The sequence below is a fragment of the Bacillus spongiae genome (assembly GCF_037120725.1).
In the GTDB taxonomy this organism is placed as follows: Bacteria; Bacillota; Bacilli; order Bacillales; family Bacillaceae_K; genus Bacillus_CI; species Bacillus_CI spongiae.
Genome location: NZ_JBBAXC010000008.1, coordinates 17,878 through 40,014, shown reverse-complemented (window position 1 = coordinate 40,014; position 22,137 = coordinate 17,878). Strand labels below are relative to the sequence as shown.

21 protein-coding genes and 1 pseudogene are annotated in these 22,137 nt (G+C 34.0%); 11 read left to right on the top strand and 11 right to left on the bottom strand.

Annotation, left to right across the window (positions count from 1 at the left end):
- Window positions 1–52: 52 nt before the first annotated feature.
- Together murJ and WAK64_RS11005 are read left to right on the top strand one after the other, a co-directional pair.
- Window positions 53–1,582, top strand: a complete 1,530-nt coding sequence (gene murJ, locus WAK64_RS11010) for a murein biosynthesis integral membrane protein MurJ (RefSeq protein WP_336587024.1) — start codon at window positions 53–55, stop codon at window positions 1,580–1,582.
- On the top strand, window positions 1,579–2,757 hold the full coding sequence (locus tag WAK64_RS11005; protein ID WP_336587023.1) for a glycosyltransferase family 4 protein: 1,179 nt from the start codon (window positions 1,579–1,581) through the stop codon (window positions 2,755–2,757). Before murJ ends, WAK64_RS11005 begins: the two co-directional genes overlap by 4 nt.
- 173 nt (window positions 2,758–2,930) lie before the next feature.
- On the opposite strand, the gene tagH is transcribed toward WAK64_RS11005, so the two are convergent.
- From tagH to WAK64_RS10960, 9 genes and pseudogenes are all read right to left on the bottom strand, one after another.
- Window positions 2,931–3,728, bottom strand: coding sequence for a teichoic acids export ABC transporter ATP-binding subunit TagH (tagH, locus tag WAK64_RS11000; RefSeq protein WP_336587022.1), 798 nt, complete (start codon window positions 3,726–3,728; stop codon window positions 2,931–2,933).
- A gap of 17 nt (window positions 3,729–3,745) precedes the next feature.
- The gene (locus WAK64_RS10995; protein WP_336587021.1) at window positions 3,746–4,555 is read right to left on the bottom strand and encodes an ABC transporter permease; all 810 of its coding nucleotides are present in this window, start codon (window positions 4,553–4,555) and stop codon (window positions 3,746–3,748) included.
- A gap of 26 nt (window positions 4,556–4,581) precedes the next feature.
- Window positions 4,582–4,956, bottom strand: a complete 375-nt coding sequence (locus tag WAK64_RS10990; protein WP_336587020.1) for a CDP-glycerol glycerophosphotransferase family protein — start codon at window positions 4,954–4,956, stop codon at window positions 4,582–4,584.
- Window positions 4,957–4,974: 18 nt separating this feature from the next.
- Window positions 4,975–5,553: pseudogene (locus WAK64_RS10985) on the bottom strand (CDP-glycerol glycerophosphotransferase family protein).
- Between the two features lie 506 nt (window positions 5,554–6,059).
- On the bottom strand, window positions 6,060–7,232 hold the full coding sequence (locus tag WAK64_RS10980) for a CDP-glycerol glycerophosphotransferase family protein (protein WP_336587019.1): 1,173 nt from the start codon (window positions 7,230–7,232) through the stop codon (window positions 6,060–6,062).
- The gene (gene tagD / locus WAK64_RS10975) at window positions 7,225–7,623 is read right to left on the bottom strand and encodes a glycerol-3-phosphate cytidylyltransferase (RefSeq protein WP_336587018.1); all 399 of its coding nucleotides are present in this window, start codon (window positions 7,621–7,623) and stop codon (window positions 7,225–7,227) included. The genes WAK64_RS10980 and tagD overlap by 8 nt, the downstream gene beginning before the upstream one ends.
- Before the next feature lie 329 nt (window positions 7,624–7,952).
- On the bottom strand, window positions 7,953–8,090 hold the full coding sequence (locus tag WAK64_RS10970) for a hypothetical protein (RefSeq protein ID WP_336587017.1): 138 nt from the start codon (window positions 8,088–8,090) through the stop codon (window positions 7,953–7,955).
- A gap of 236 nt (window positions 8,091–8,326) precedes the next feature.
- The gene (locus WAK64_RS10965; RefSeq protein ID WP_336587016.1) at window positions 8,327–8,716 is read right to left on the bottom strand and encodes a YkvA family protein; all 390 of its coding nucleotides are present in this window, start codon (window positions 8,714–8,716) and stop codon (window positions 8,327–8,329) included.
- 221 nt (window positions 8,717–8,937) lie between these two features.
- Entirely contained in the window at window positions 8,938–9,543 is a 606-nt protein-coding gene (locus WAK64_RS10960) for a class D sortase (protein WP_336587015.1), read from the bottom strand.
- A 535-nt stretch (window positions 9,544–10,078) separates the two neighbouring features.
- Here WAK64_RS10960 and WAK64_RS10955 point away from each other — a divergent pair.
- The 5 genes from WAK64_RS10955 to WAK64_RS10935 all read left to right on the top strand — a co-directional run bounded on the left by WAK64_RS10955 (window position 10,079) and on the right by WAK64_RS10935 (window position 13,567).
- Window positions 10,079–10,672 (top strand): CalY family protein, encoded by a 594-nt coding sequence (locus tag WAK64_RS10955; protein ID WP_336587014.1) that lies wholly within the window; start codon window positions 10,079–10,081, stop codon window positions 10,670–10,672.
- Between the two features lie 164 nt (window positions 10,673–10,836).
- Entirely contained in the window at window positions 10,837–11,646 is an 810-nt protein-coding gene (gene tapA, locus WAK64_RS10950; RefSeq protein ID WP_336587158.1) for an amyloid fiber anchoring/assembly protein TapA, read from the top strand.
- A gap of 2 nt (window positions 11,647–11,648) precedes the next feature.
- Window positions 11,649–12,227, top strand: a complete 579-nt coding sequence (gene sipW, locus WAK64_RS10945) for a signal peptidase I SipW (protein ID WP_336587013.1) — start codon at window positions 11,649–11,651, stop codon at window positions 12,225–12,227.
- A 31-nt stretch (window positions 12,228–12,258) separates the two neighbouring features.
- Window positions 12,259–12,867, top strand: coding sequence for a TasA family protein (locus WAK64_RS10940; RefSeq protein WP_336587012.1), 609 nt, complete (start codon window positions 12,259–12,261; stop codon window positions 12,865–12,867).
- A 70-nt stretch (window positions 12,868–12,937) separates the two neighbouring features.
- A complete protein-coding gene (locus WAK64_RS10935) occupies window positions 12,938–13,567 on the top strand; it encodes a TVP38/TMEM64 family protein (protein WP_336587011.1) in 630 nt (209 codons plus the stop codon).
- A 156-nt stretch (window positions 13,568–13,723) separates the two neighbouring features.
- Here the strand turns inward: WAK64_RS10935 and gndA are convergent, their stop codons facing one another.
- Window positions 13,724–15,133 (bottom strand): NADP-dependent phosphogluconate dehydrogenase, encoded by a 1,410-nt coding sequence (gene gndA / locus WAK64_RS10930; protein WP_336587010.1) that lies wholly within the window; start codon window positions 15,131–15,133, stop codon window positions 13,724–13,726.
- A 151-nt stretch (window positions 15,134–15,284) separates the two neighbouring features.
- Here gndA and WAK64_RS10925 point away from each other — a divergent pair, with 151 nt between their 5' ends.
- The 4 genes from WAK64_RS10925 to WAK64_RS10910 all read left to right on the top strand — a co-directional run bounded on the left by WAK64_RS10925 (window position 15,285) and on the right by WAK64_RS10910 (window position 19,195).
- Window positions 15,285–16,133 (top strand): MurR/RpiR family transcriptional regulator, encoded by an 849-nt coding sequence (locus WAK64_RS10925; protein WP_336587009.1) that lies wholly within the window; start codon window positions 15,285–15,287, stop codon window positions 16,131–16,133.
- A 12-nt stretch (window positions 16,134–16,145) separates the two neighbouring features.
- On the top strand, window positions 16,146–17,633 hold the full coding sequence (locus WAK64_RS10920) for a gluconokinase (RefSeq protein ID WP_336587008.1): 1,488 nt from the start codon (window positions 16,146–16,148) through the stop codon (window positions 17,631–17,633).
- 241 nt (window positions 17,634–17,874) lie between these two features.
- A complete protein-coding gene (gene murB, locus WAK64_RS10915) occupies window positions 17,875–18,780 on the top strand; it encodes a UDP-N-acetylmuramate dehydrogenase (RefSeq protein ID WP_336587007.1) in 906 nt (301 codons plus the stop codon).
- 127 nt (window positions 18,781–18,907) lie between these two features.
- Entirely contained in the window at window positions 18,908–19,195 is a 288-nt protein-coding gene (locus tag WAK64_RS10910; protein WP_336587006.1) for a hypothetical protein, read from the top strand.
- A gap of 1,596 nt (window positions 19,196–20,791) precedes the next feature.
- Here the strand turns inward: WAK64_RS10910 and WAK64_RS10905 are convergent.
- Entirely contained in the window at window positions 20,792–21,355 is a 564-nt protein-coding gene (locus WAK64_RS10905; protein ID WP_336587005.1) for an ATP-binding protein, read from the bottom strand.
- Window positions 21,356–22,137 lie beyond the last annotated feature (782 nt).

Genomic DNA, 22,137 nt, shown 5'->3' with positions numbered 1-22,137 from the left:
AGGAAGTGACTCTTGTTCCATATGGAAGGGAACGTGGGTAAGTGAGGTTCATATGATGAAATTCTCTAAAGTATTTAAAGCCGTAGGGCTCGTCACTCTCATATCTGCATTAGGTAAACTTCTAGGGTTTGGAAGAGAAGCCATTATTGCTGCTTATTTTGGTGCTTCAAACATAGCAGACGTTTTTTTTGTTGCATTTTTAATTCCAACCATTCTATTCACTGCTACAGGATCAGCTATTCAAGCTGGAATTATTCCCATTTATATTGAAGAAAAAGAGAAAAACGCTACTCATGCAGACTACTTTATGAGCCTATTAGGTACATTTTTTCTCCTTATCAGCATTATGATGATTATTTTGGTATTAATTTTCACTAAACCGATTGTTTACTTAATGGCACCTGGTTTTACTGAAGAACAACTTACATTGGCCATTCAGCTAACACGAATAATGGTGCCAAGTATGTTTTTTTTAACCCTCACTGCTATTGCAACAGGAGTATTAAACGCAAATAAAAAGTTTTTATTACCCGCATTCACGGCGACCGCTCAAAACGTTGTCATTATTATCTCAACCATTATTTTGGCGAAAGAATATGGTGTTATAGGGTTATCAATTGGTGTGTTAATTGGTTCTGTCAGTCAGTTCTTCATCCAATACCCTGCTTTTTCAAAATATAATATTACATTTAATTTTCAGTTTAAAAAAGAAAAAGAGAAAATCTTGAAAACACTGACAATGTTCTACCCCATTATCATTGCTTCTGTCGCTGTGCAATTAAATAGCGTTGTCGACAGAATGATCTCATCTAGCTTGGATCAAGGTAGTGTGTCCGCTTTGAACTATGCGTATCGATTATTATGGTTGCCCTTAAGCATTACTCTCGCCCCTTTAATCACGGTCCTCTACCCATCAATTGTTGAATTTGCACTTGAGAGCAAGAACCGATTTCTGCACCTAATGACCAAAGGGATGAACACTATCATCTTTCTGTCCATTCCATTTATCGTTGTTATGATAGTAGACGGGGTGAAAATTATCGAAATCGTCTTCCAAAGAGGTGCGTTTAGTACAGAAGATACGCTTAAAACAAACAGTGCATTTTATTATTACGCTATCGGACTTGCGTTCTTTGCTTTACGTGACTTTTTAATGAACTGTTTTTACGCATTGAAAAAAACAAAAGTTGCCATGTATTCTTGCTTAATTGCTGTTGTCTTCAATATCATTTTAAGCTACCTGTTATCCAAATCATTGCATGTGAGTGGCATTGCCCTAGCTTCAAGTTTGTCTATGTTCATTCAATGTTTTATTTTGTTCTTCTATTTAAAAAGAGACTTAGAATGGGGTATCCCTTCAAAGAAGATAATAAAAAGTACATTTCAAATTATGACAACGTTCAGCTTATCTTACGTTGCTGGAAAAGGAGCAATGGTATTGATTCTGGACTTCCATCCTATCCTTGAATTATTTTTAGTATCATTGGTTATTTTTTCTACCTATTTCATAAGCTGTATACTTTTAAAAATAGAACACATAAATCCATTAATTAAAAAAAGAACAAAGGAGCCAATATCATGAAGATTTTGTTTACTACTATCTTTGAATACCCCCATGCAGGAGGATTATCTACTCACATTTCAACCTTAAAGAAGGGACTAGAAGAAAGAGGTCATCAAGTAGATGTACTCTCCTTTTCAGATTTTAATCCTGTTAAAAGAAAGGTGTATGCACAGGCTCCTGGCTTCTTTCTTAATATCATTCATAAGGGGAAGGGGCAGGTGTTGAATGACCAACGTCGAAAAAACCTATTAGTAACGTATTTAAAGGAAAGAAAGCAACACTATGATGTTATTAACTCCCAAGACATTTTTGCAACTATGGCCTCTATTGAATGTGGATTACCAACAGTTTCGACTGTGCACGGCTATTATTCATTTGAGGCAATAAGTCGTGGATCTATACAAGAACATAGTGATGAGGATCAATATATTCAAAAACAAGAGAAAATTGCCTACAAAGTAGCAACAGATGTGGTCTCTGTTGACCGCAGAATAAGTAACTATATAAAGAAGCTTTCCAATAGAGAAGTGACCATCGTTAAAAATTTCATTGATATCGAAGACTTTAACCCTGCTCGGCAACGTTATAGCGACATAAAAACAGAATATTCGATACCAGAACATCATAAAATCTTGTTTGTCCCAAGACGATTAACAGAAAAAAATGGGGTGAAGTACCCTTTACTCGCTCTTAATCAAGTATTAGCGGTTCACCCCGATACAACCTTAGTTTATGCTGGAGAGGGAGAACAGTTAGCTAACCTAAAGAAACTTTCCATGAGTGAAGGGGTTGCTGACCATATTAAATTATTGGGAGCTGTACCACATGAGAAGATGAAATATTTATTTGAAGTTGCGGACATCGTTTTAGTACCAAGTGTTCATTCACATGGGGTAGAAGAAGCAACTTCAATATCTGCTCTTGAAGCAATGGGATCAGGTTCACCCGTTATTGCCGGGGCTGTAGGTGGATTGAAGGAGATTATTTCTCATGAAACTGACGGAATATTGGTAGAGGAGAAGAATGTTAATGCTTTAGCCCAATGGATCAATCATTTACTAGCGCAACCTCAAAAGGGTAAACAATTAGCTCAAAATGCACGTAAAAAAATTGAAAGAGAATACTCACATCATTTTGCAGCAAAAAAATTTGAGAGTATTTACAAAAATGCAGTCACGTCCTATAAAGTATAGTCTCTTTAATATAGATGAAAGCATTTTATAAGCAAGACATAGATAAAAAACCACTGCCACTTTTCACTCTATCTAAAAAAGCTTGTAGACAAGATCTACTTTTTTAGATTTTGTCTACAAGCTGAACCCTTCGGACACACCGTAGGTTTTTATCATGCTGTTCACTCGGTATTTTATTTTACAACCTCTGTACTTCTTTTTTTCGCTACACTATCTCTGTATGCTTTTTTCTCATCTGCAGACATGGCTTTATATTTTCTTAAGAATTGTTCATATTCCGGCAAAACCGTTTCAATACTTCCATATGACCGTAATTCACCATATTCCATCCATATCGCTTTGTCACAAAATTTCTTAACTTGTCCCATAGAGTGACTAATAAAGAATATCGTCTTTCCTTTTTCCTTAAATTCATTCATTTTATTAAAACATTTATCTGCAAACGTCTGGTCGCCTACAGACAATGCCTCATCGATAACCAGTACATCTGGGTTTATATTCACAGAAATAGCAAATCCAAGCCTCGATTTCATACCACTTGAATATTTCTTCACTGGCTGATCAATAAAAGAGCCAAGCTCTGCAAATTCGATAATCTCATTCTCTAATGCCTGAATTTCCTTCTTTGAAAAACCAAGCATAAGAAGTTTAAGTTCAATATTCTCCCTACCTGTTAACTGATTATTCAATCCAGAAGCAATAGCAATGAGGGAAGCCTGTCCCTCAATATAGATATCACCAGATGTAGGAGGTACGATGCCTGAGATGATGTTGGATAGAGTAGATTTTCCCGCTCCATTTACACCAACAACTCCAATTACATCGCCCTTATTTGCTTCAAAACTAACATTTCGAACAGCAAAAAAATCTTCTCCATACCCACTTGGTAATAAAATATCTAATATCTTCTCAGATGTCTTCTTGTACATTTTATATTTTTTTGTAACATTTCGAAGAGTAACTGACTTCACGTCAACTCACATCCATTTTATAAGAAATCGATAAATCTGTTTCTAAATTTTACATGTATACTTGAACCAATCAATAATAACACAGACACTAACACCCAAAAGTAGATAGTATATTGAATTTCTTCTATGAAGTACCACGATGTTCCCAATAAAGAGGCTCTATAACCTTCAACTATATAATAAAATGGATTTATCTTCATGATCATTATAACCACTGGATTATCAATCATTTCTGGTGGCCATAAAATTGCCGATAAATAAAGCAGCATTCTCATAACAGCTTGTACAATCATTTGAACATCTCTAACGATTGTTGCTAATGTTGATGTTATAAGCCCCAACGCTAATAATAAAAATAAAGTACAAATCAACATGTATGGTAGTTGTATATAATACACACTTACAAAGAAGCCGTAAAACTGTAATATAATCATGATGATACCAAGTAAAATTAAATGAAAGTATATTTTAGAGATAATCACAAATGATGGAATTGCGCTCATTGGAAAGCTCATTCTTGCAATTGTTTTGATTCTCGTATAAATAGACTTCGATGCTAATAGAACACCCGGCTGGATAAAAAACCAAACAACAATCCCAGACAGCATCCATGGGAGATAAGGAACGTCGTCAACATTATCTCTAGTACTAAGACCATACCCAAAGACAAACCAATAAATCCCAATTTGTATCATCGGATTTAATACTTCCCAAAAGACACCTAGATAATTATTACTGTTTGTACTTTTGGCTTCATAAAGAGATAAACGTGTAATAAGATAAAAACTATCTATTTGCTCTTTTAATACTTTTATTAAAGATTTCATTTACGGGTCCTTCCTAAAAAGACCTTCTATACAACTCTTTCGGTAGTATGACCTGATTCTAAATAACAAAATGTTCGATAAAAATCTTCAAATGACTTTGGCATTATAAAGGAATACTGCTCATAATTTCTAACGGCCTCAATAACATCAGGTGTCTGTTTAACAAGCGGTCCTTGAGCCTTATTTTCAAAGTCAAAATAAAATCCTCTTAACTTATTTTGATAACGGTCAATATCGTACGCATAGAATATCATTGGCCTTTTTAAATTTACATAATCAAAAAGCACTGAAGAATAATCAGTTACTAACAAATTTGAAATTAAATACAATTCACGAATATCTTCGTGATTGGAGAAAATCGAAAACAACTTCCTCGGTATCATGAGTATAAAGTATATCATTACGAGGGTATCCCGACTCTACCATCTTGTTTTTATATTAAAAGCACGTCGAAATATCTGTGATGAATAACTACTTAGCGAAACTAAATAGTCCCCATTCTTTGCTTCTTTAAGAAAATTTATTTTATATTTTTGTGTAGTTGTTCCAAGCATATGAACCTCTCCCATATATGCAGCTAAGTGCTTTAGAGGTGTTCCATGCCAAGTTTGCAAATAAGTTATATGCCTAGGCTTGGCAAGCCATAGTGGAAAACGGCTATTGATGACCCAATCATTCGCTCTTGTCTTATATTAAAGCCAATTCAATGAGAACCGTTTAATATACTTAATGCCTTTGCCTTCAGAATTCTTTTCAAATTTATTCTCAATACTCCAATACAACTTAAACCCTGGATAATTTTCTTTTATATATTCATAAATTATACGAGGATTACAACTATACTGTTTTCCTAAGTAGCTTTCAAACATAATAACATTTTTCTTTACTGGAAGCATCCCAACCTTTTCAAATAACTGTTTGTATAGTTTTTTTGTCTTACTATTTCTAAAGAAGGCTTTAAAGTTCTTCTCTTCAGTTATTATATAGAAGGTCCGCATATTTTTCATTGCATTTAATGTTAATTTAAATTTCTTTTCATTACTTTTTAATATAATATGTTTAGGTAGTTGGTTGCCACTGAGGTCAGGTGATACTTTTATTGATGTACTATAAACTGTTTGCTCGTAATGACCAAGAGACCTTATGCCTATTTTGAATTTTAATCGACCTTTGTTTAATTTTGTAAGCTGAAGCGAATGAAGGCCAATCTCACCTTCGAATCCGGTGTAAGCTAAGCTTTGTTTACCCTTCACATAAAGCAATTTCCCCAAACACTTCTACAGTCATAAATGGTAGTAAAACCCTCTGAGCAGTAAGATTTCCTGGAATGTGAGGTCAAGAGATTCAATTTTCTTATCCTATATTACATCAGATGTTAAATACAATTGAATAATTTGACATAAGCCCTGATACATTATGGCATTAATTGTATCCCTTTTGTTACTCGTGATAGTCTTAACATACCCTATTTATTTAGTACCCCCTAAAAACTGAACTCGACTTATTATAAAATAAGCTCTTTAATTAAGTTTTCACTGGATTGACCATTTGAATACCTATTCCATGTAGAGGAAAATTTTTGGATTTGATCCATATTATAATTCCCCTCTTTAATACATGCTATAATCTCTTTTGTGGAAAAATAAACTGGACCAGGTACCATCTCTTCATACTTAGACCAAATCCCTCTATCCTTCGTATATTGGTCTAAATCATATGGGTAAAAGATCATTGGCTTTTTTAATAGAGAAAATTCATAAGGAATAGAGGAATAATCAGATATTAATATATCGGTTATAAGTAATAAATCATTTATATCTTTATAGTAGGAATAATCAAAAACAAATTCTGGATATAAATTTTGTAAACCTTGCATATTCTTCACCGCAGGATGTGCCTTTATAATCAACCTATATTCATCGCCTAATTCCTGATACATTTTATGAATATCTAATTTTGTAGAAAAATTATTCAACTCATAGTCTCTATAAGTAGGAGCATATAAAATCACTTTTTTATTTTTTAACAGATCATTTTCTTTATAAAGACGTTTTCGAATAGTCGTCATCTTTTTCTCATTAAAAAAAAGATCGGTTTTTGGTATACCAGTATACAGAATATTTTCTGGCGCAAGATTAAACGCTTTCGTAAAAATATCTGCAAAGGCATCAGAGCCGACCACAACTTTATCAAAATTAGCATATACTTTTAAAAATCGCTTCTTAGCAATTTCAGATCTATTCAGTACTGATTCATCCTTTAAACCAAACGTTTTTATAGCACCTGCTGCATGCCATAATTGAACACATTGAACGTCAGCTTTAAATGTAACAGCAGATAAAAAGCCGAAGTAATTATCAATAAAAATCCTTTTTGATGTGGATAAATAATAAATGGACATTATCATTTGATACAAATTAAATGTTTCAAACTTTAAAATTTTTACATTTTTATCCTGTTGATATTGATAAAAATCAACAGAGCAAGAAGGTTTTTGAAGGAAAATCACTTCCCACTCTTCAACATTCATCGCTTTCATTCTCTCATAAACATATTGGTTATTATGTCCAAAGGAAGATAAGAAAACGATTCGTTTTTTTAATGAAAAAGGTCTGAATAAATTGAAAATAACCCTAAAAAGGAACAGGTATATTTCTATAATCCGTTCCCTAAGCATTATTAACTTTTAATAAATCCTTTTTGATTTGTGTAGTAGAAATTCCAACCGTTCTTGGTAAATAAATCACTTCACAATGTTCTTTAAGGAAATCAAACTGACCTTTCCAATCGTCTCCCATAACAAAAATATCAATATCGTTGTCAATAACATCTTGTACTTTCTGTTCCCAATGATTTTCTGGAATCACTTCATCCACAAATCGAATTGACTCTAAGATCATCTTACGATTTTCAAAGCTGTGGTAGGCTTTTTTATTTTTCAATTCATTAAATTCATCTGTTGAAACGGCAACTGTTAAATGGTCACCAAGTTCTTTAGCACGTTTTAAAATATTAATATGACCCCAATGTAGTAAATCATATGTTCCGTATGTTAGTATTTTCTTCATCGTATCACTCCCATATGTTTGATCTATTATTTTGTCATTATGATTTTATTATCAATTAACCTATTAGGTTTTTGTAAAATTTATCACGAACATAAACCTTAATATATTATAAAGTTATTAATCTACCTTTTCAAACTAAATAGTTACGTATTACCGAAAAATCTTACACATTTATCAATAGTTCGACATAATCTAATTTTATATCACGTATGCTCTATATCTATCTTACCATTTCATTTACATACCATCAATATGGGATTTACACCCAGTTAACAATTGGTTTTACTTCATTTTTTTACCTGAACTCTTTATTATTGCAACTAACCCATTTAAACAGACAAAAAGCGATGCCCTGTCATCGCTTTTCCTATTATCCCTCTATCAGTCCATCCATTTGAGTTTATACTAATTAAATTAAAGTATGCATACATTAAGATGGTATAGATGCTCTTCAACCGGTTATTCAATCAACAGCTACACCTGTTTAACAGAAATGCACTCTGAATTTTAGCCATTTGCCAAAGGGTAGTGTCTAGAATAAACCGACTTTATATTTTCTAATGGTCTTTAGTGTGAGCAACGATTAATATAATAACCCTTCAATCGAAAAACAATTTATATAGTATTAACGTTCTTCTCCTGCTGAATAATCAATTTCTATAGAAATACGTGAAAATAATTCCTAGCATGTCACCGAACGTTATTATTCATGCTCTATTTTTTTGTCAACTTGAGATGTATCTACACCTCTTCCAAACCACTCTTCCAGCTTTATTTTTGCTTTTCCCTTTACTTCATCATCCATATATATTGCTACTTGAACGAGAGCTACACTAAGTGCGCCAAGGTCATCTGTATAGCCTATTCCTATTAACAAGTCAGGAATTAAGTCCGTTGGTAAAATGAAGTAACCTAGCGCAGCAATAATCGTTGCTTTTACCTTTTTAGGAACCTCCGGCTTTTGCAATGTGTAGTATAAAAGCAAGGCCGCATATACAACAGATGCTCCTGCTTTCTTGCTATACCTTTTTAGCTTTGTCCAAAACTTCTTTTCACTAAAATACTCTTCTGAATTGATAACTTCCTTCTTCACCTTTACCCCTCATTTCATATTATTGTCCACCTAACGATTAATGATCTATTAGCCTAATAAGAAACAAACCGAATCAATGCTCCTATCTCCTTAAATAAAACATTTACTCATCATAGTCATTTTCAACATCTACACCGTTCGCTTCAATTTACTACCATTAACGTATGTTTACGCTTTTCGTTAATAGTATTTATTTAAGTCAATAGAACATCCTGTATTATTTATTCTAACACTCGTTCCGCTTCAATAATGTACCGTTCTTCAGAGGAACCAATAGCAGTGAAGGGATAACATGTGGATAAAGTAAGAATCTCCCTTGGACTTGTTGATCGTATAACAGAAACATCATACTTGTTCACAATATACATATCAAAAATTTTATAGGTAAACGCTTCTGTTGACAACACAATGGTGAGGAGGTCTCCTCTCTCTAAATCCCCCATGTCTCGAAAAGCAGTATCTCTATGTCCCGCCAAAAATATTTGGTTAGATTGATTCGGTAACATTGTCCCAGCATAATGGCCTACACCACGTTTTAACTCCTCTCCATCTACTCCCTCAATAATGGGTAGTTCCCTTTCTAACTTAGGAATTTGCAATAATCCTATAATATCTCCTTGTTTGAAATTATATTGAGCTGGTGAATTTAAGGTTTCCCCTTCTTCTCTTTGTATGCTTGAGTCATTGACTATTGCGGCTTTGGCAACTTTTAGTGACTCTTGTACGGAATTTTTTTGTTCGAATATTCGGAAAAGTGAAAATAAAATAATAGCTATCCCAAACAGTATTAAACCATAACTTATGACCTTTAACCATTTCGTTCTCATTACGCTACCTCCCACTTCAAACTAGAATTTATTTCCGTTCATCTATTTATCTTCCTTTGGTTTCAACCATTAAGGAGAAGAATATAATCGTTATTACCTATTACATCGATTGATCTACAGTCGCACCATCCTATTTTTCGTTCTTAATAAAGAACATAATTGTATTTTACATGAGGATAAGATAAGAATCTACTGGAAGATAAATAAAATTACCTATTTTCTGTCTGTAACAGAGCGTATAAAGCAATATCACAATACTTAATACCCTTTATAAAATACTCATAATGACCTATTCTTCTCAAACCTTTTTGTTCTCAATAATGTTGTTTTTCTAAAAAAAATAATAAAAAATAGTAAGAAAATGAAAGAATTCAGGAGAATTAATACGATTTTTGTTCGTTTTAGCGAAATTCTGCCTATATTTGAGCATTTTCAAAATAGGTCAAATCTCATATACTTCAATTGTAAGTTCTTTATAGAGAACGAAAAATTCTCTATATTAGACAAAAAATGGTATTATTAGGAGGAATTCGAAATGGGAATTAAGAAAAAATTAGGTTTAGGTGTGGCATCAGCAGCATTAGGTTTATCACTAATTGGTGGAGGTACATATGCATACTTTAGTGATAGCGTCGAAACAAACTCTACTTTTGCTGCCGGTACTTTAGATCTAAATGCGGCTCCAACTACAATCATTGATGTTACAAATATTAAACCAGGAGACACAATGCTTCGTAGCTTCGATTTAATGAATGATGGAAGTTTAGACATTGCTTCAATTGACTTATTAACAGATTACACAGTAATAGATGCTAAAGGGGATAATGTGAATGATTTCGGAGATCACATCCGTGTAAACTTCCTTGTAAATGCTGATAAACATGATGTACCCGTTTTCTCTACAACACTTTCAGAACTTAAGTCCATGAGCCCTGATGTCATTAAAGGAAACATCTTTACCCCATGGTTCCATGAAAGAGGAGGAAATCTCGCAGCTGGTACATCTGATAAATTCTGGGTTCAATTTGAATTTGTAGAAAATAATGAAGACCAAAATGAGTTCCAAGGTGACTCTTTAGAACTTAAGTGGACATTTGAAGCGATGCAAGGTGAAGGGGAAGCAAAATAAACTATCATACGTAATAGAAAGGTGGAGCCCACCTTTCTATTACATTCCTGTTAACTTTGTTCAGATAATACAAAATTTTTTATTATTTGAACAAAGTTAATTTTATAGATTAAGAAAAGGAAGTGGTTACTATACGCCATTCAGGAAAAAAAACATATAAATACATGTCTTGGAAGCAAAAGGTCTCCATTAAACTTATGGCTATTTTATATCTATCTTTCCTTACTACTTCATACTTAGTTTCATCAACGAACGCCTATTTTAATGATTATGAACAAACAATTGGTTCCATTAAAGCCGGAACATGGGAGGTTATTTCTTCGCAATGGGATAAAAGTTCATTAGTATTTACATCCTCTACCGAAGATAAGCCTGACAATCAAGAGATTGTAATCGAACTGTGCACTTCTGGAAACATTTCAGCAACAATCAAAAATGGTGGAAGTGATATGGAGGGGCCTTCTGAATACGAAGTGTATTATACAAAAAAAGGAAACCCTAAAAAAGGAATAAAAATTGCTAGTGGCACTATTCCACCTATCACATCCGAACAAAAGACTACCTTAACTCAAGAAATTAGTGATCCTGGTCATTACAAATTCAGAGCCCTTCAACGACCTGGTCATGGGAATAAAGAGAATACTAGGCATGATTTATGGAGTTCAACCATAACGGTTATATGCAAGGATTCAGATAAAACAGCACATCCATTACAAAGCTATGAAGCAGAAGCACAAAACGATCAATCAGTTGAATCAGAAAATCAACTAGAGGAAAATCAGAATTTTTATACTAGTGAACCCGAACAAAAATCCGAAATGACTAATGAAGAAAGTAATAATAATGCTGAAACCACTACTGCTACTACTAATGATCAACAAAACCCTTCTATTATAAGTGAAAAACAAGAAACGAGAGCTTCTAATGAAGAATTAAACCATCCCGAACAGACACCCACACTGGAAGGAGAATAAACATGGTGTTCAACTATTTTAAAAAAATTATTAGTGCAAGTATCACCACTATACTATTTATCGTATTTATCACTCTGATATTTGTCGCCGTCTCTTCCAAATTATCAGGCGGAGAACCGCAAATATTTGGTTATCAAATCAAAACTGTTCTTTCTGGTTCGATGGAACCAGATATTAAAACAGGTTCAATTATTGCCGTAAAACCTGGTGGAGACTTAACTCGCTTTCATGACGGGGACATCATCACGTTTAAGAAAGAACAGGACATGCTTGTTACCCACAGAATTGTGGAGGTAGTTAAACAAAACGATCAAGTCATGTATCGAACAAAAGGGGATAATAATAAAACAGAGGATTTAGACCTTGTCCCTTCTAATAATATCGTTGCAGAATATACAGGAATTACCGTACCTTATGTCGGTTATTTAATGAGCTCCATCAACTCAAAAAATGGTGCCTTTCTACTCATCATCCCTGGAATATTATTATTACTTTACTCTGTCGTTTCCATATGGCGGACACTCTCACAAATTGACTTAACAACAAAAGAAGAAAAGCCCCAAAAAAACAATGCCTTATGATCTTGTGGAATCTGATAAGGATGTGCATGTAATGAAAGGAAGATATTCATTCTTTATTTTAATTAGTGTTGTTTTTCTCTGTCTTTTTTCAAATGGATCGGTCAAAGCGTTTCCAAATCAGCAAATAAAAGAAATAGACATTGCATCCTCTCCCACTAACATACTTTTTAACATAACTAATATGAAACCTGGAGATTGGGCGACAAGAACGATAACTATTCACAATAATGGAAAACAAGATTTTAATTATTCCATGTCTACAAAAAGAAACGCTGGTTCAAAAGAATTGTATAACGAATTACAAATAGTTATTTCTGACGAAAAAAAGGAACTATACAGTGGAAACCTCTCTCATTTTGAAGGGTTTCCGTTGAGAAATTTACTAAAATCAGCAGATGAAGAGATCACTTTTAAGATTGATTTCCCATCCTATCTAGGAAATGAATTTCAAGGGTTAGAGGTTGAAGTCGAATTTTTGTTTTATGTTGACGAACCCTCCGAGAGTCTTCTTCCTCTTGACATCTCTATGCTACCCGATACTGCTACAAATACAATGAGTATACTTTTATTAGGTATGGTATTATTAAGTGGAGGCTTAGTGTTGTATTTATATCAAAATAAAGGGAAGCTCAATATATAAGATTTATGCTGTTCAAAACCTTGATGCTTTCATCAAGGTTTTTTTTAACCTACAAACTGGAGGTGATTCCGTGAAGGTTTTTGTATCCATTATTCTTACACTAACTCTTCTCATCCTATTTTTTATTCAAAAGGATTCTTTACTAGAGTGGATTCATACAGGTGGATTAATGGCTATTTTAGTGAGTGTTTGCTTTGTCTCCCTTGTCGTCTTTTTTCCTATCATACCTTATCCTGCATTAGCGGGAATTATTGGCTCAGTTTTCGGATTAATTGGAGGCACTTTGATTTCACTAACAGGGGTTCTAATTGGATCAACCTTTATGTTCTACCTTTCCCGTAGTGGATTCCGCGATTGGGCACAAGGTTCATTGAAAAAATACCCAAAAGTTGAAGAATATGAACATTTTTTTGAGAAGAATGCTTTCTTCGGAATTTTATTTGCCCGCTTAATACCTGTTATTCCTTCCCCTGCAGTGAACATTGTTTCTGGTTTAAGTAAGGTAAAACCATCTATTTTTTTCTTTGCAACGCTACTAGGAAAAATCCCAGCCATTATTACTTTCACATTTGCTGGGAGTGTATTTGAAGGAGATCAATGGACATCTATTTTGATCTACGGCATTTATTTTTTCATTATTACCATGTTTACTTCTATCCACCTTTATAAAAAACAAGCAAAAATGAACTACACACAATAAAAGATTCGAATGGTATCTATTCATGAACAACTATTCAGCAAGGAGACCCTTACAAATTCTGTCTTAAACAAACGTTTGATTAAGACCTTTTTTAATCAAAAAAACTAGGGGAGAGTAACCTCACCTAGTTTTTTCATATTTCTTTTCACTTTACTCTTACTTTTCTAACCAGTTTGTATGGAACACACCCTTTTTATCTATACGTTGATACGTATGAGCTCCAAAATAATCACGCTGTGCTTGTAAAAGGTTAGCTGGTAACGATTCAGAACGATAACTATCATAATATGCTAACGCACTTGCAAGCCCTGGAACAGGCACACCCAACTTGATTGCTGTAGCAACTACTTCACGAGCAGAATGCTGATATGATTCGACGATTTCTTTAAAGTATGGATCAAGTAATAAATTACTTAAATCAACATTACGATCGTAAGCAACCTTGATGTTTTCTAAGAAACCAGCACGAATGATGCAGCCTCCTCTGAAAATCATCGCAATTTCACCAGGTTTTAAATCCCAGTTATACTCGTTTGAAGCTGATTGTAATTGAGCAAATCCTTGAGCATACGAACATATTTTACTTAAATATAAGGCTTGTCTTATAAATTCAATAAATTCCTCCTTATCTCCAGTAAAAGTTGTGTTCGGTCCTTTCAGCACTTTACTTGCTTTCACACGTTCTTCTTTCATTGCTGAAATAAAGCGAGCAAATACAGATTCGGTAATAATGGAAAGCGGGACACCGAGCCCAAGTGAACTAATGCTTGTCCATTTTCCAGTTCCTTTTTGACCAGCTGTATCTAATATGAGGTCAACAAGCGGCTTGCCAGTTTCTTCATCGATTTTCGTAAAGATATCTGCTGTAATTTCGATTAGATAACTATCAAGCTCACCTTTATTCCATTCTTTAAAAATTTCATGTAGTTCTGGCGCACTTAAGCCTAGAACATTTTTCATTAAATAATAAGCTTCACAAATTAGTTGCATATCACTATACTCAATACCATTGTGAACCATTTTGACATAATGACCAGAGCCGTCAGGACCGATGTATGTGCTACATGGATCGCCATTAACTTTTGCAGAGATTGCTGTTAACAATGGTTCAACTTCATTATAGGCTGCTTTATCACCACTTGGCATAATCGCTGGCCCATAAAGAGCCCCTTCTTCTCCGCCTGAAATACCTGCTCCAATAAAATGAATTTCTTTAGAGGCAAGCTCCTTATGGCGACGAATAGTATCTTCATAATAAGTGTTACCCCCATCAATCAAGATATCACCTGGTTCAAGATGAGGCACTAGTGATTGGATGGCTTTATCCGTAATATCTCCTGCTGTCACCATTAATAGGATCTTACGAGGTTTTTCAAGTGATTGAACAAATTGCTCAATCGTATTGGTACCCGTAAGATTCTTTCCTTTGTTCTCAGATAATATGTTTTGAATTCGATCTTTTGATAAGTCAAATAAAGAAACATAATATCCTCTACTTTCAAAATTTAAGGCTAAGCTTTTCCCCATCACACCGACGCCAACGACACCAATATTTTGCTTAAGCATTCGATCTTCTCCTCCTGAATAAAAAAAATTTCAATGTATATATTATAGTACGAAATAAAATTTCTCGCTTGGTTTATGAAAAAATATTCTCTTATTATTTTGTCTAAGTTAAAATATCTTTAATATCTATTACATATTAGGAGGGATTTCGTTGTCTCAGGAACAGTGCTTACCTAGAATCCGTTCGTTTTACCCACAATTTAGCGTAAAGGAAAAAGTGATTGCCGATTATATTTTAAAATCCCCCGAGCAAATTGTTCATTCAACAATCAGCCAGGTTGCCGAGGATTTAAAGGTGGCTGATGCAACCGTCTTTCGTTTTTGCAAAAGACTTGGCTTCAAAGGCTATCAAGCAATGAAAATCTCTCTTGCTGCTGAGCTTGTAACACCCATTCAAGATATTCATGAAACCATTGATGAAGGGGACTCCGAAAAAAAGGTGGCTCAAAAAGTATTCCGTTCTAATATTAGGACTCTTGAAGAATCCATGAAGATATTAGATGAACAATCGTTTACGAATGCGGTGGAGCTATTATTAAACGCACGCCGAATTGAATTTTATGGCACTGGAGGATCTGGTTTTGTCGCCATGGATGCCCATCATAAGTTTTTACGTACTGGGATGTCTACCACCGCATATAATGATTCTCATATGCAAATCATTTCTGCCTCTCAACTAACCGAGAGGGATGCCATTGTCTTTATTTCCCATTCTGGAACGAATAAAGATTTATTAGCCGTTTTAGATGTTGCCAAAAAACACCATGTACCAACTATAGCTATAACAAATTTGGCGAAATCCCCGTTGAGTAAGAGCGTCGATATATCCCTTTACACTTTATCAGCAGAAACAGATTATCGCTCTGAAGCACTTGCATCAAGAATTGGGCAGTTATCCATCGTGGATGCGCTTTACGTCAATCTTATGATGAGGCAGAAAGAAGTGGCAAAGGAATCGCTACAAAAAATGCGCGAAGCCATATCTGTGAAAAAAATGTAGAGGAGCAGTATTGTGAAGAAAACATTTGTAATGGGCTTAGATATTGGAACGACTAGCAGTAAAGCTTTACTTTATGACTTTACGGGAAATGTATATGGTGAATACGAAGTTGCCTATTCCCTATTTCACCCTAAACCGGGATGGGCAGAACAAAACCCTAATGAAATTGAACGAGCAGCGATTAAGGCGATAAAAAAAGTAGTCGAACATAGCCAATTATCGCCAGAGAAATTAATCGGCATTGGGATGTCTACTGCCATGCATTCGTTAATATGTGTGAATGAACAACATGAAGCTATTTCACCGATGTTAACGTGGGCTGACATGCGTTGTGCACCTCAAGCAGCAAAACTTCAAGACCAATCTAATCTATATAAAAAAACTGGAACGCCAATTCATCCGATGTCTCCATTCGTAAAGCTACTATGGATGAAAGAAAATGAATATGAACCGTATACACATGCAGCTAAATTTATTTCAATTAAAGAATTCATTTTACATAAATGGTTTGGTAAAACAGCAGTAGATTATTCTGTTGCATCTGCCACTGGGTTATTTAATATACATTCTCTTCAGTGGGAAGAGGATGCTTTGCATCTCGCTGGAATAAAGAAGGAACAGCTTTCCTTACCCGTTGCTGAGACAACAATCTTTCAAGGGATGTATTCTGTGGTTGCACAAGAATTAGGATTACATATAGATACCCCCTTTATCATTGGTGGAAGTGATGGACCACTTGCAAATATTGGCGTAGGGGCAATAGCAGAAAATGATATAGCGATTACAATTGGGACAAGTGGTGCAATCAGGAAATTATCAAAAGAACCACAAATAACAACTACTTCCCAAGAGGTATTTTGCTACCGCTTTTCGCAAAATTTATCTGTCATCGGTGGACCATCGAATAATGGTGGGAATGTACTTAAATGGATACTTGAGACCATTGGTCATCCCAATCAATTTGATTTAGTGAACGAACTAGCATTAGCGTCTCCCCCTGGCTCGGATGGGCTTCTCTTTTTACCTTTTCTGAACGGAGAACGCGCTCCTTATTGGGATTCGAACATACGTGGAGGTTTCCAAGGGTTAACCACATCTCATCAAAAACAACATATCCTTCGGGCGGGGCTTGAAGGAGTAATATTTAATTTATATAGCATTAGTCAGAACTTGAAATCTCAATCTCATTCACTTTATGCAAGTGGAGGTTTCGCACGCTCATCGGTATGGTTACAAATTTTAGCAGATATATTCGGGGAAGATGTTTTCGTTCCAGAAAGTCATCAAAGCTCCTCTTGGGGAGCGGCTTGGACTGCTCTGATCGCTTTAGGAGAAGTAGATTCTTATTATGACATTAAGCAACATATTCCAATAAAAAAAATCTACTATCCGAACGAGAAGAACCACACTTTTTATCAAGAGTTGCACAAGATCTACAGTGAACTTGCCTTAACATTGCAACACCATCACCACCGTTTAGCAACTCTTTTAAAAGATTGAGTTTAAGCTTATTTAACGTATGAATGCTTGACATTAACCTGTTATTCTCACGATTTTGACCGTTTTTTACTTTTATTCACCTAGCTATCAAATTAATGGTTCCCTTTTCTTATTTTTCACATAAACTGTCTACGAAAATGATCGTAATCATCGATAAGGATATGAAGCTTAATTGTGCTATAATGACATTATTGAAAAGTTTCTTCAATGTTAACTAAAAATATTAACAGGAATGATGATGATGAATATTTACGATTCCTTAAGAACGGTTTTACAAGAAGATCGTATTTTACGTGAGGAACTACTACGAAACTATACCTATACAAAACTAGGCGGAAAAGCGGACTTTATCGTCAAGCCACAAACATACCAAGAAGTCGCAAACATTGTAAAAGTAGCGAAAAAAGAGAAAATCCCATTGACTCTACTAGGAAACGGTTCAAACCTTATTGTAAAAGACGGGGGCATTCGTGGTGTTGTCATGCTCTTGAGTGAATTACAAAAAATGGAAGTTAATGGAACGAAATTAACGATTCAAAGTGGCGCAGCCATTATTGAAGCTTCTCGCTATGCACTTGAACATCAATTGACTGGGCTTGAATTCGCTTGCGGAATTCCCGGAACAGTTGGTGGAGCTCTATTTATGAATGCAGGTGCCTATGGCGGAGAAATTCGTGATGTACTGTCACAAACCATAGTAGTCACCCAAAATGGCGATATTATAACTCGACAAGCAAGTGAATTAAACCTTGATTATCGTTATAGTAACATTGCAGAAAAGGGAGATATTGTACTAGAAGCTACTTTTGAACTAAAGCATGGAAATTACCATGATATAAAAGCCATAATGGATGACTTAACCTTTAAACGTGAGTCTAAACAACCACTTGAATATCCATCATGTGGCTCTGTTTTCAAACGACCACCAGGTTATTTCGCTGGAAAACTGATTCAAGATAGTGACCTTCAAGGAAAAAGTATTGGCGGTGCAGAAGTGTCTACGAAACACGCAGGCTTCATTGTTAATAAAAATAATGCTACAGCTTCTGAATACATCTCATTAATTGAACATGTTCAAAAAACTGTCAAAGAAAAATATAATGTCCACCTCGAGCGTGAAGTACGAATAATTGGGGAAGATGAATAAAGCTACTTAACAAACGAGTACGGAAATATCCGTACTCGTTTAATTTTTCATATTTATAAGCTGAAATCCACCTTGAATGAAAATGGAGAAATAGGGGAAATTGATAATAGAAGGGAGTGTTTTTTATATGGATTTCCCCATTATTCACACTAATTTTTGGGATGCTGTTATAGCCATTCCTTTAATCATTGTAATTACACAGCTACTAAAAATAATGTTGAAACCCCCTAAAAAATATATACCTTTTATTGCTGTCTTTTTAGGATTAAGTATATCTATTTTTATTAGTCATCGTGATAACCTTGTTGCAGGAGTATTTATGGGCTGGTTTTATGGTTATGCAGCAATTGGGTCGTACGCTTCTTCCAAAACAGCTTTCTTATCATTCCGAGGTGAACGGATGGAAAATCGCTGATTTTATCACTATTTTTTCATCATCTGACATAATCCCCTTATCATCTCCCCGGAAATATTTGCTCATTCCTCATATTGCTAGTAACTACCGCAAAATTACTTACAATACATCTAATTTAATGTCTAAATAGCTGGAAATTTAGATGGTTTTCTCAAAGTGTTGGTTTAGAATAAAGTTTGATTAAATACGTCTTACAAACCTTACTATAGTCTCTATTAAAAGATTATTATAATCCATAATATTATGGATTATATTAGAAACCTGACCAATTCTTACCTTTGTTATTTGATAAACTCCGTCCAATTGCTGAATATCTTAGCATAATTCCTTCCTTGTTCGAAGGACATATGGTTCTATTACCCACCCTGTTTTTTTACAAATTAGCTAAAATGACACTTAAAATTTTCTAGGCTAACTATCTCAATTCCAAAGAAAAACTGGAATTGAAATAGTATGGTCATAATTTTTTATACAAATGAATGACTTTTTAGTTTGAATAGTAATATGCCTATCATCATAATACTAATACCTAATAATTTATTAAAAGTAAAAGGAATACTTTCGAAACCAAACCACCCTAACTAATGAGAATAATATACCTTTCATCAAATACACTCCCTATAAATCAATTCATATCTTCATTAAAATATAAATTAGTGGAGAACTAGAAGGACATTTGTCTTGTTTTACAAGAATTACTTACTTTTTTACAATGCTGCGTAACCCTTACCTAAGTGATGTTACTACACTTTATTAAGCAAGAAATTTACTATCATAAATTAACGGCTTGTGTTCAGCATGACAACATAATTCATCTCATGGTACGCAAGATACTACTTCTGCATCTTCCGAAAGCCTAATTTGTCCAATTCTAAACTTCTTCGTCCGCTTTAGAAGAACTGTGATACCCTCGCATTAAACAAGCATAAAAGCGTGTATCCTTGAGAGTTACAATACGCTTTGATCTCATCTATAAGAAAAGAAGACAACCTCATTTATATTAAACTGAGGTTGTCTTCATAAAAAGTTCAATCTAATCTAACATACCATTGATACATTAAAGGTAATTTATCATCCAATACTACCGTACCTACCCATGCATCATCATCTTGGTATACTGCTACACGGTCATTTAGTTTCAAGTTAAAAATTTCCACTTACTCTTTGGATAATACTGGAATGTCTGGATTTTTATAATTAAAATTACAGTCAACTTCAAACTTTTTCATATTCATTACCTATCACTTATTTTTATGAACTTTTCAAAAATACTTATTGATTTGTCGATTTACTACTTATTATTTTCACCATAAATTTGGTTGACTCTTAAATAAAACAGATAATGCATTTGCTTGTTTTACTGTGATAGGAGGAACAATTGAGCATAGGGATTCTCTATTACTCTCCCACCATCCCATCTCCATCATTATCTCGCATGTAGGGGTATAACCAATGTTATATTTAGGTTAGGAAAGTGAAACAGTTGACACTTGAGGGACTACACATATTAGACATATCTAAAATCGTAGGTCTTATTTTGATCCCATCTTCAACTAACTCCCTCCGTTAACTTAACATTAGGATGGAAATGAACCATTAACTTTTAGCTATATGAACGATTTCCTTAATTACAGAATCAACTTCCTTATTATCTCTTATCACAAATAAATAATCTGCTTCCCCTTCTTCTGGGTCCACAACATCCTTATTCATAGAACCACTCTGTTGACTAACAAGCACTTCCTCAAAGCTAGAATAAGTCCCCCTTAGTATATTGGTACTTCGTTGACTTTTAGTTACTCTTTCATGAAGAACTTCATCAGGAATATCAAAATGAACCAAGATACTTACAAACGCATCCTTATCATATATTTCTTCCAGCAAATACTTTCTCCCTTTTCTAGTACGATTAGCACTACTCGCAATAATATGAAAGTCTGTTTGTTCTTTAGCATAATCAACAATTACCTTTGATATAGAATGCTTTAGAATGTTAGGTCCTTGTTTTGGTAATAGATTCTTATAATATGTATTTAAAAATTCAGCATTATTATCTTGGTCCATTATTAATGAATTGTTTAACTTACTTTCTAAAGCTTTTGCGAAGGTAGTTTTTCCACTATGGGTTTTACCTACTGTAATAATAACCAACCTTTTCATAATTTCTCCTATTTTCATAACTATTGAGATTTTTAAAATTAAATTACTTTGAGTTGAATTCATCCTTAATTTGACGAAAACCAAATTATATAAGTTTTGAATATTCCATTAATCTGCCCTTTAGCTTAATACCAATTATTTCAAAACTATTTAAACCTTACAACAACTTTTTTAAACATAATAAAAGCGCGATGTTAGATCATCGCGCCCTTTTCTGGAATAAGAAAAAAATCCTGCTACCCTTCCAACAGAATTTTTGATCAAACTTTATTACAAATAATCAATCTTTTTTACAAATTATCAAACTTTATTTTAAAACTACAATAACTTATTTTCTTCAGTTTATTCTACCTATATTTTCATAAAACATTTCTCGATATCTACCAACCAATGCCCAGTTCAGTTATTGGAATAAAAGAAAATCCGAAGAGAAGTAAGGTCTTCAGCTCTCGTTCTCCTGTAGCAAAAATGTAATGCTTTGTTAGCGACTAAACAGACATTAGGAGCATTCATAAATGCTGTCCTTATCGTTAAATTTCCCATAATTTAGAGTCATTAAATAAGAGAATTGACCGCATTTTCATTTTATAGTTGTTGAGACAAACTAAAGAAATATTATTGTCAAGTAATTCTATTTGCATATTTTTTATAATACTTTTTACTTATTTATAAAAATGTAATATTTATCAAATTAAGCTGTTGAGTAATTTTTTATGAGTCAAGTAATGATTTTTGTTATTAATTGGTAACTAAAGGAGGTTAATGTCATACCTTTTGGTTAA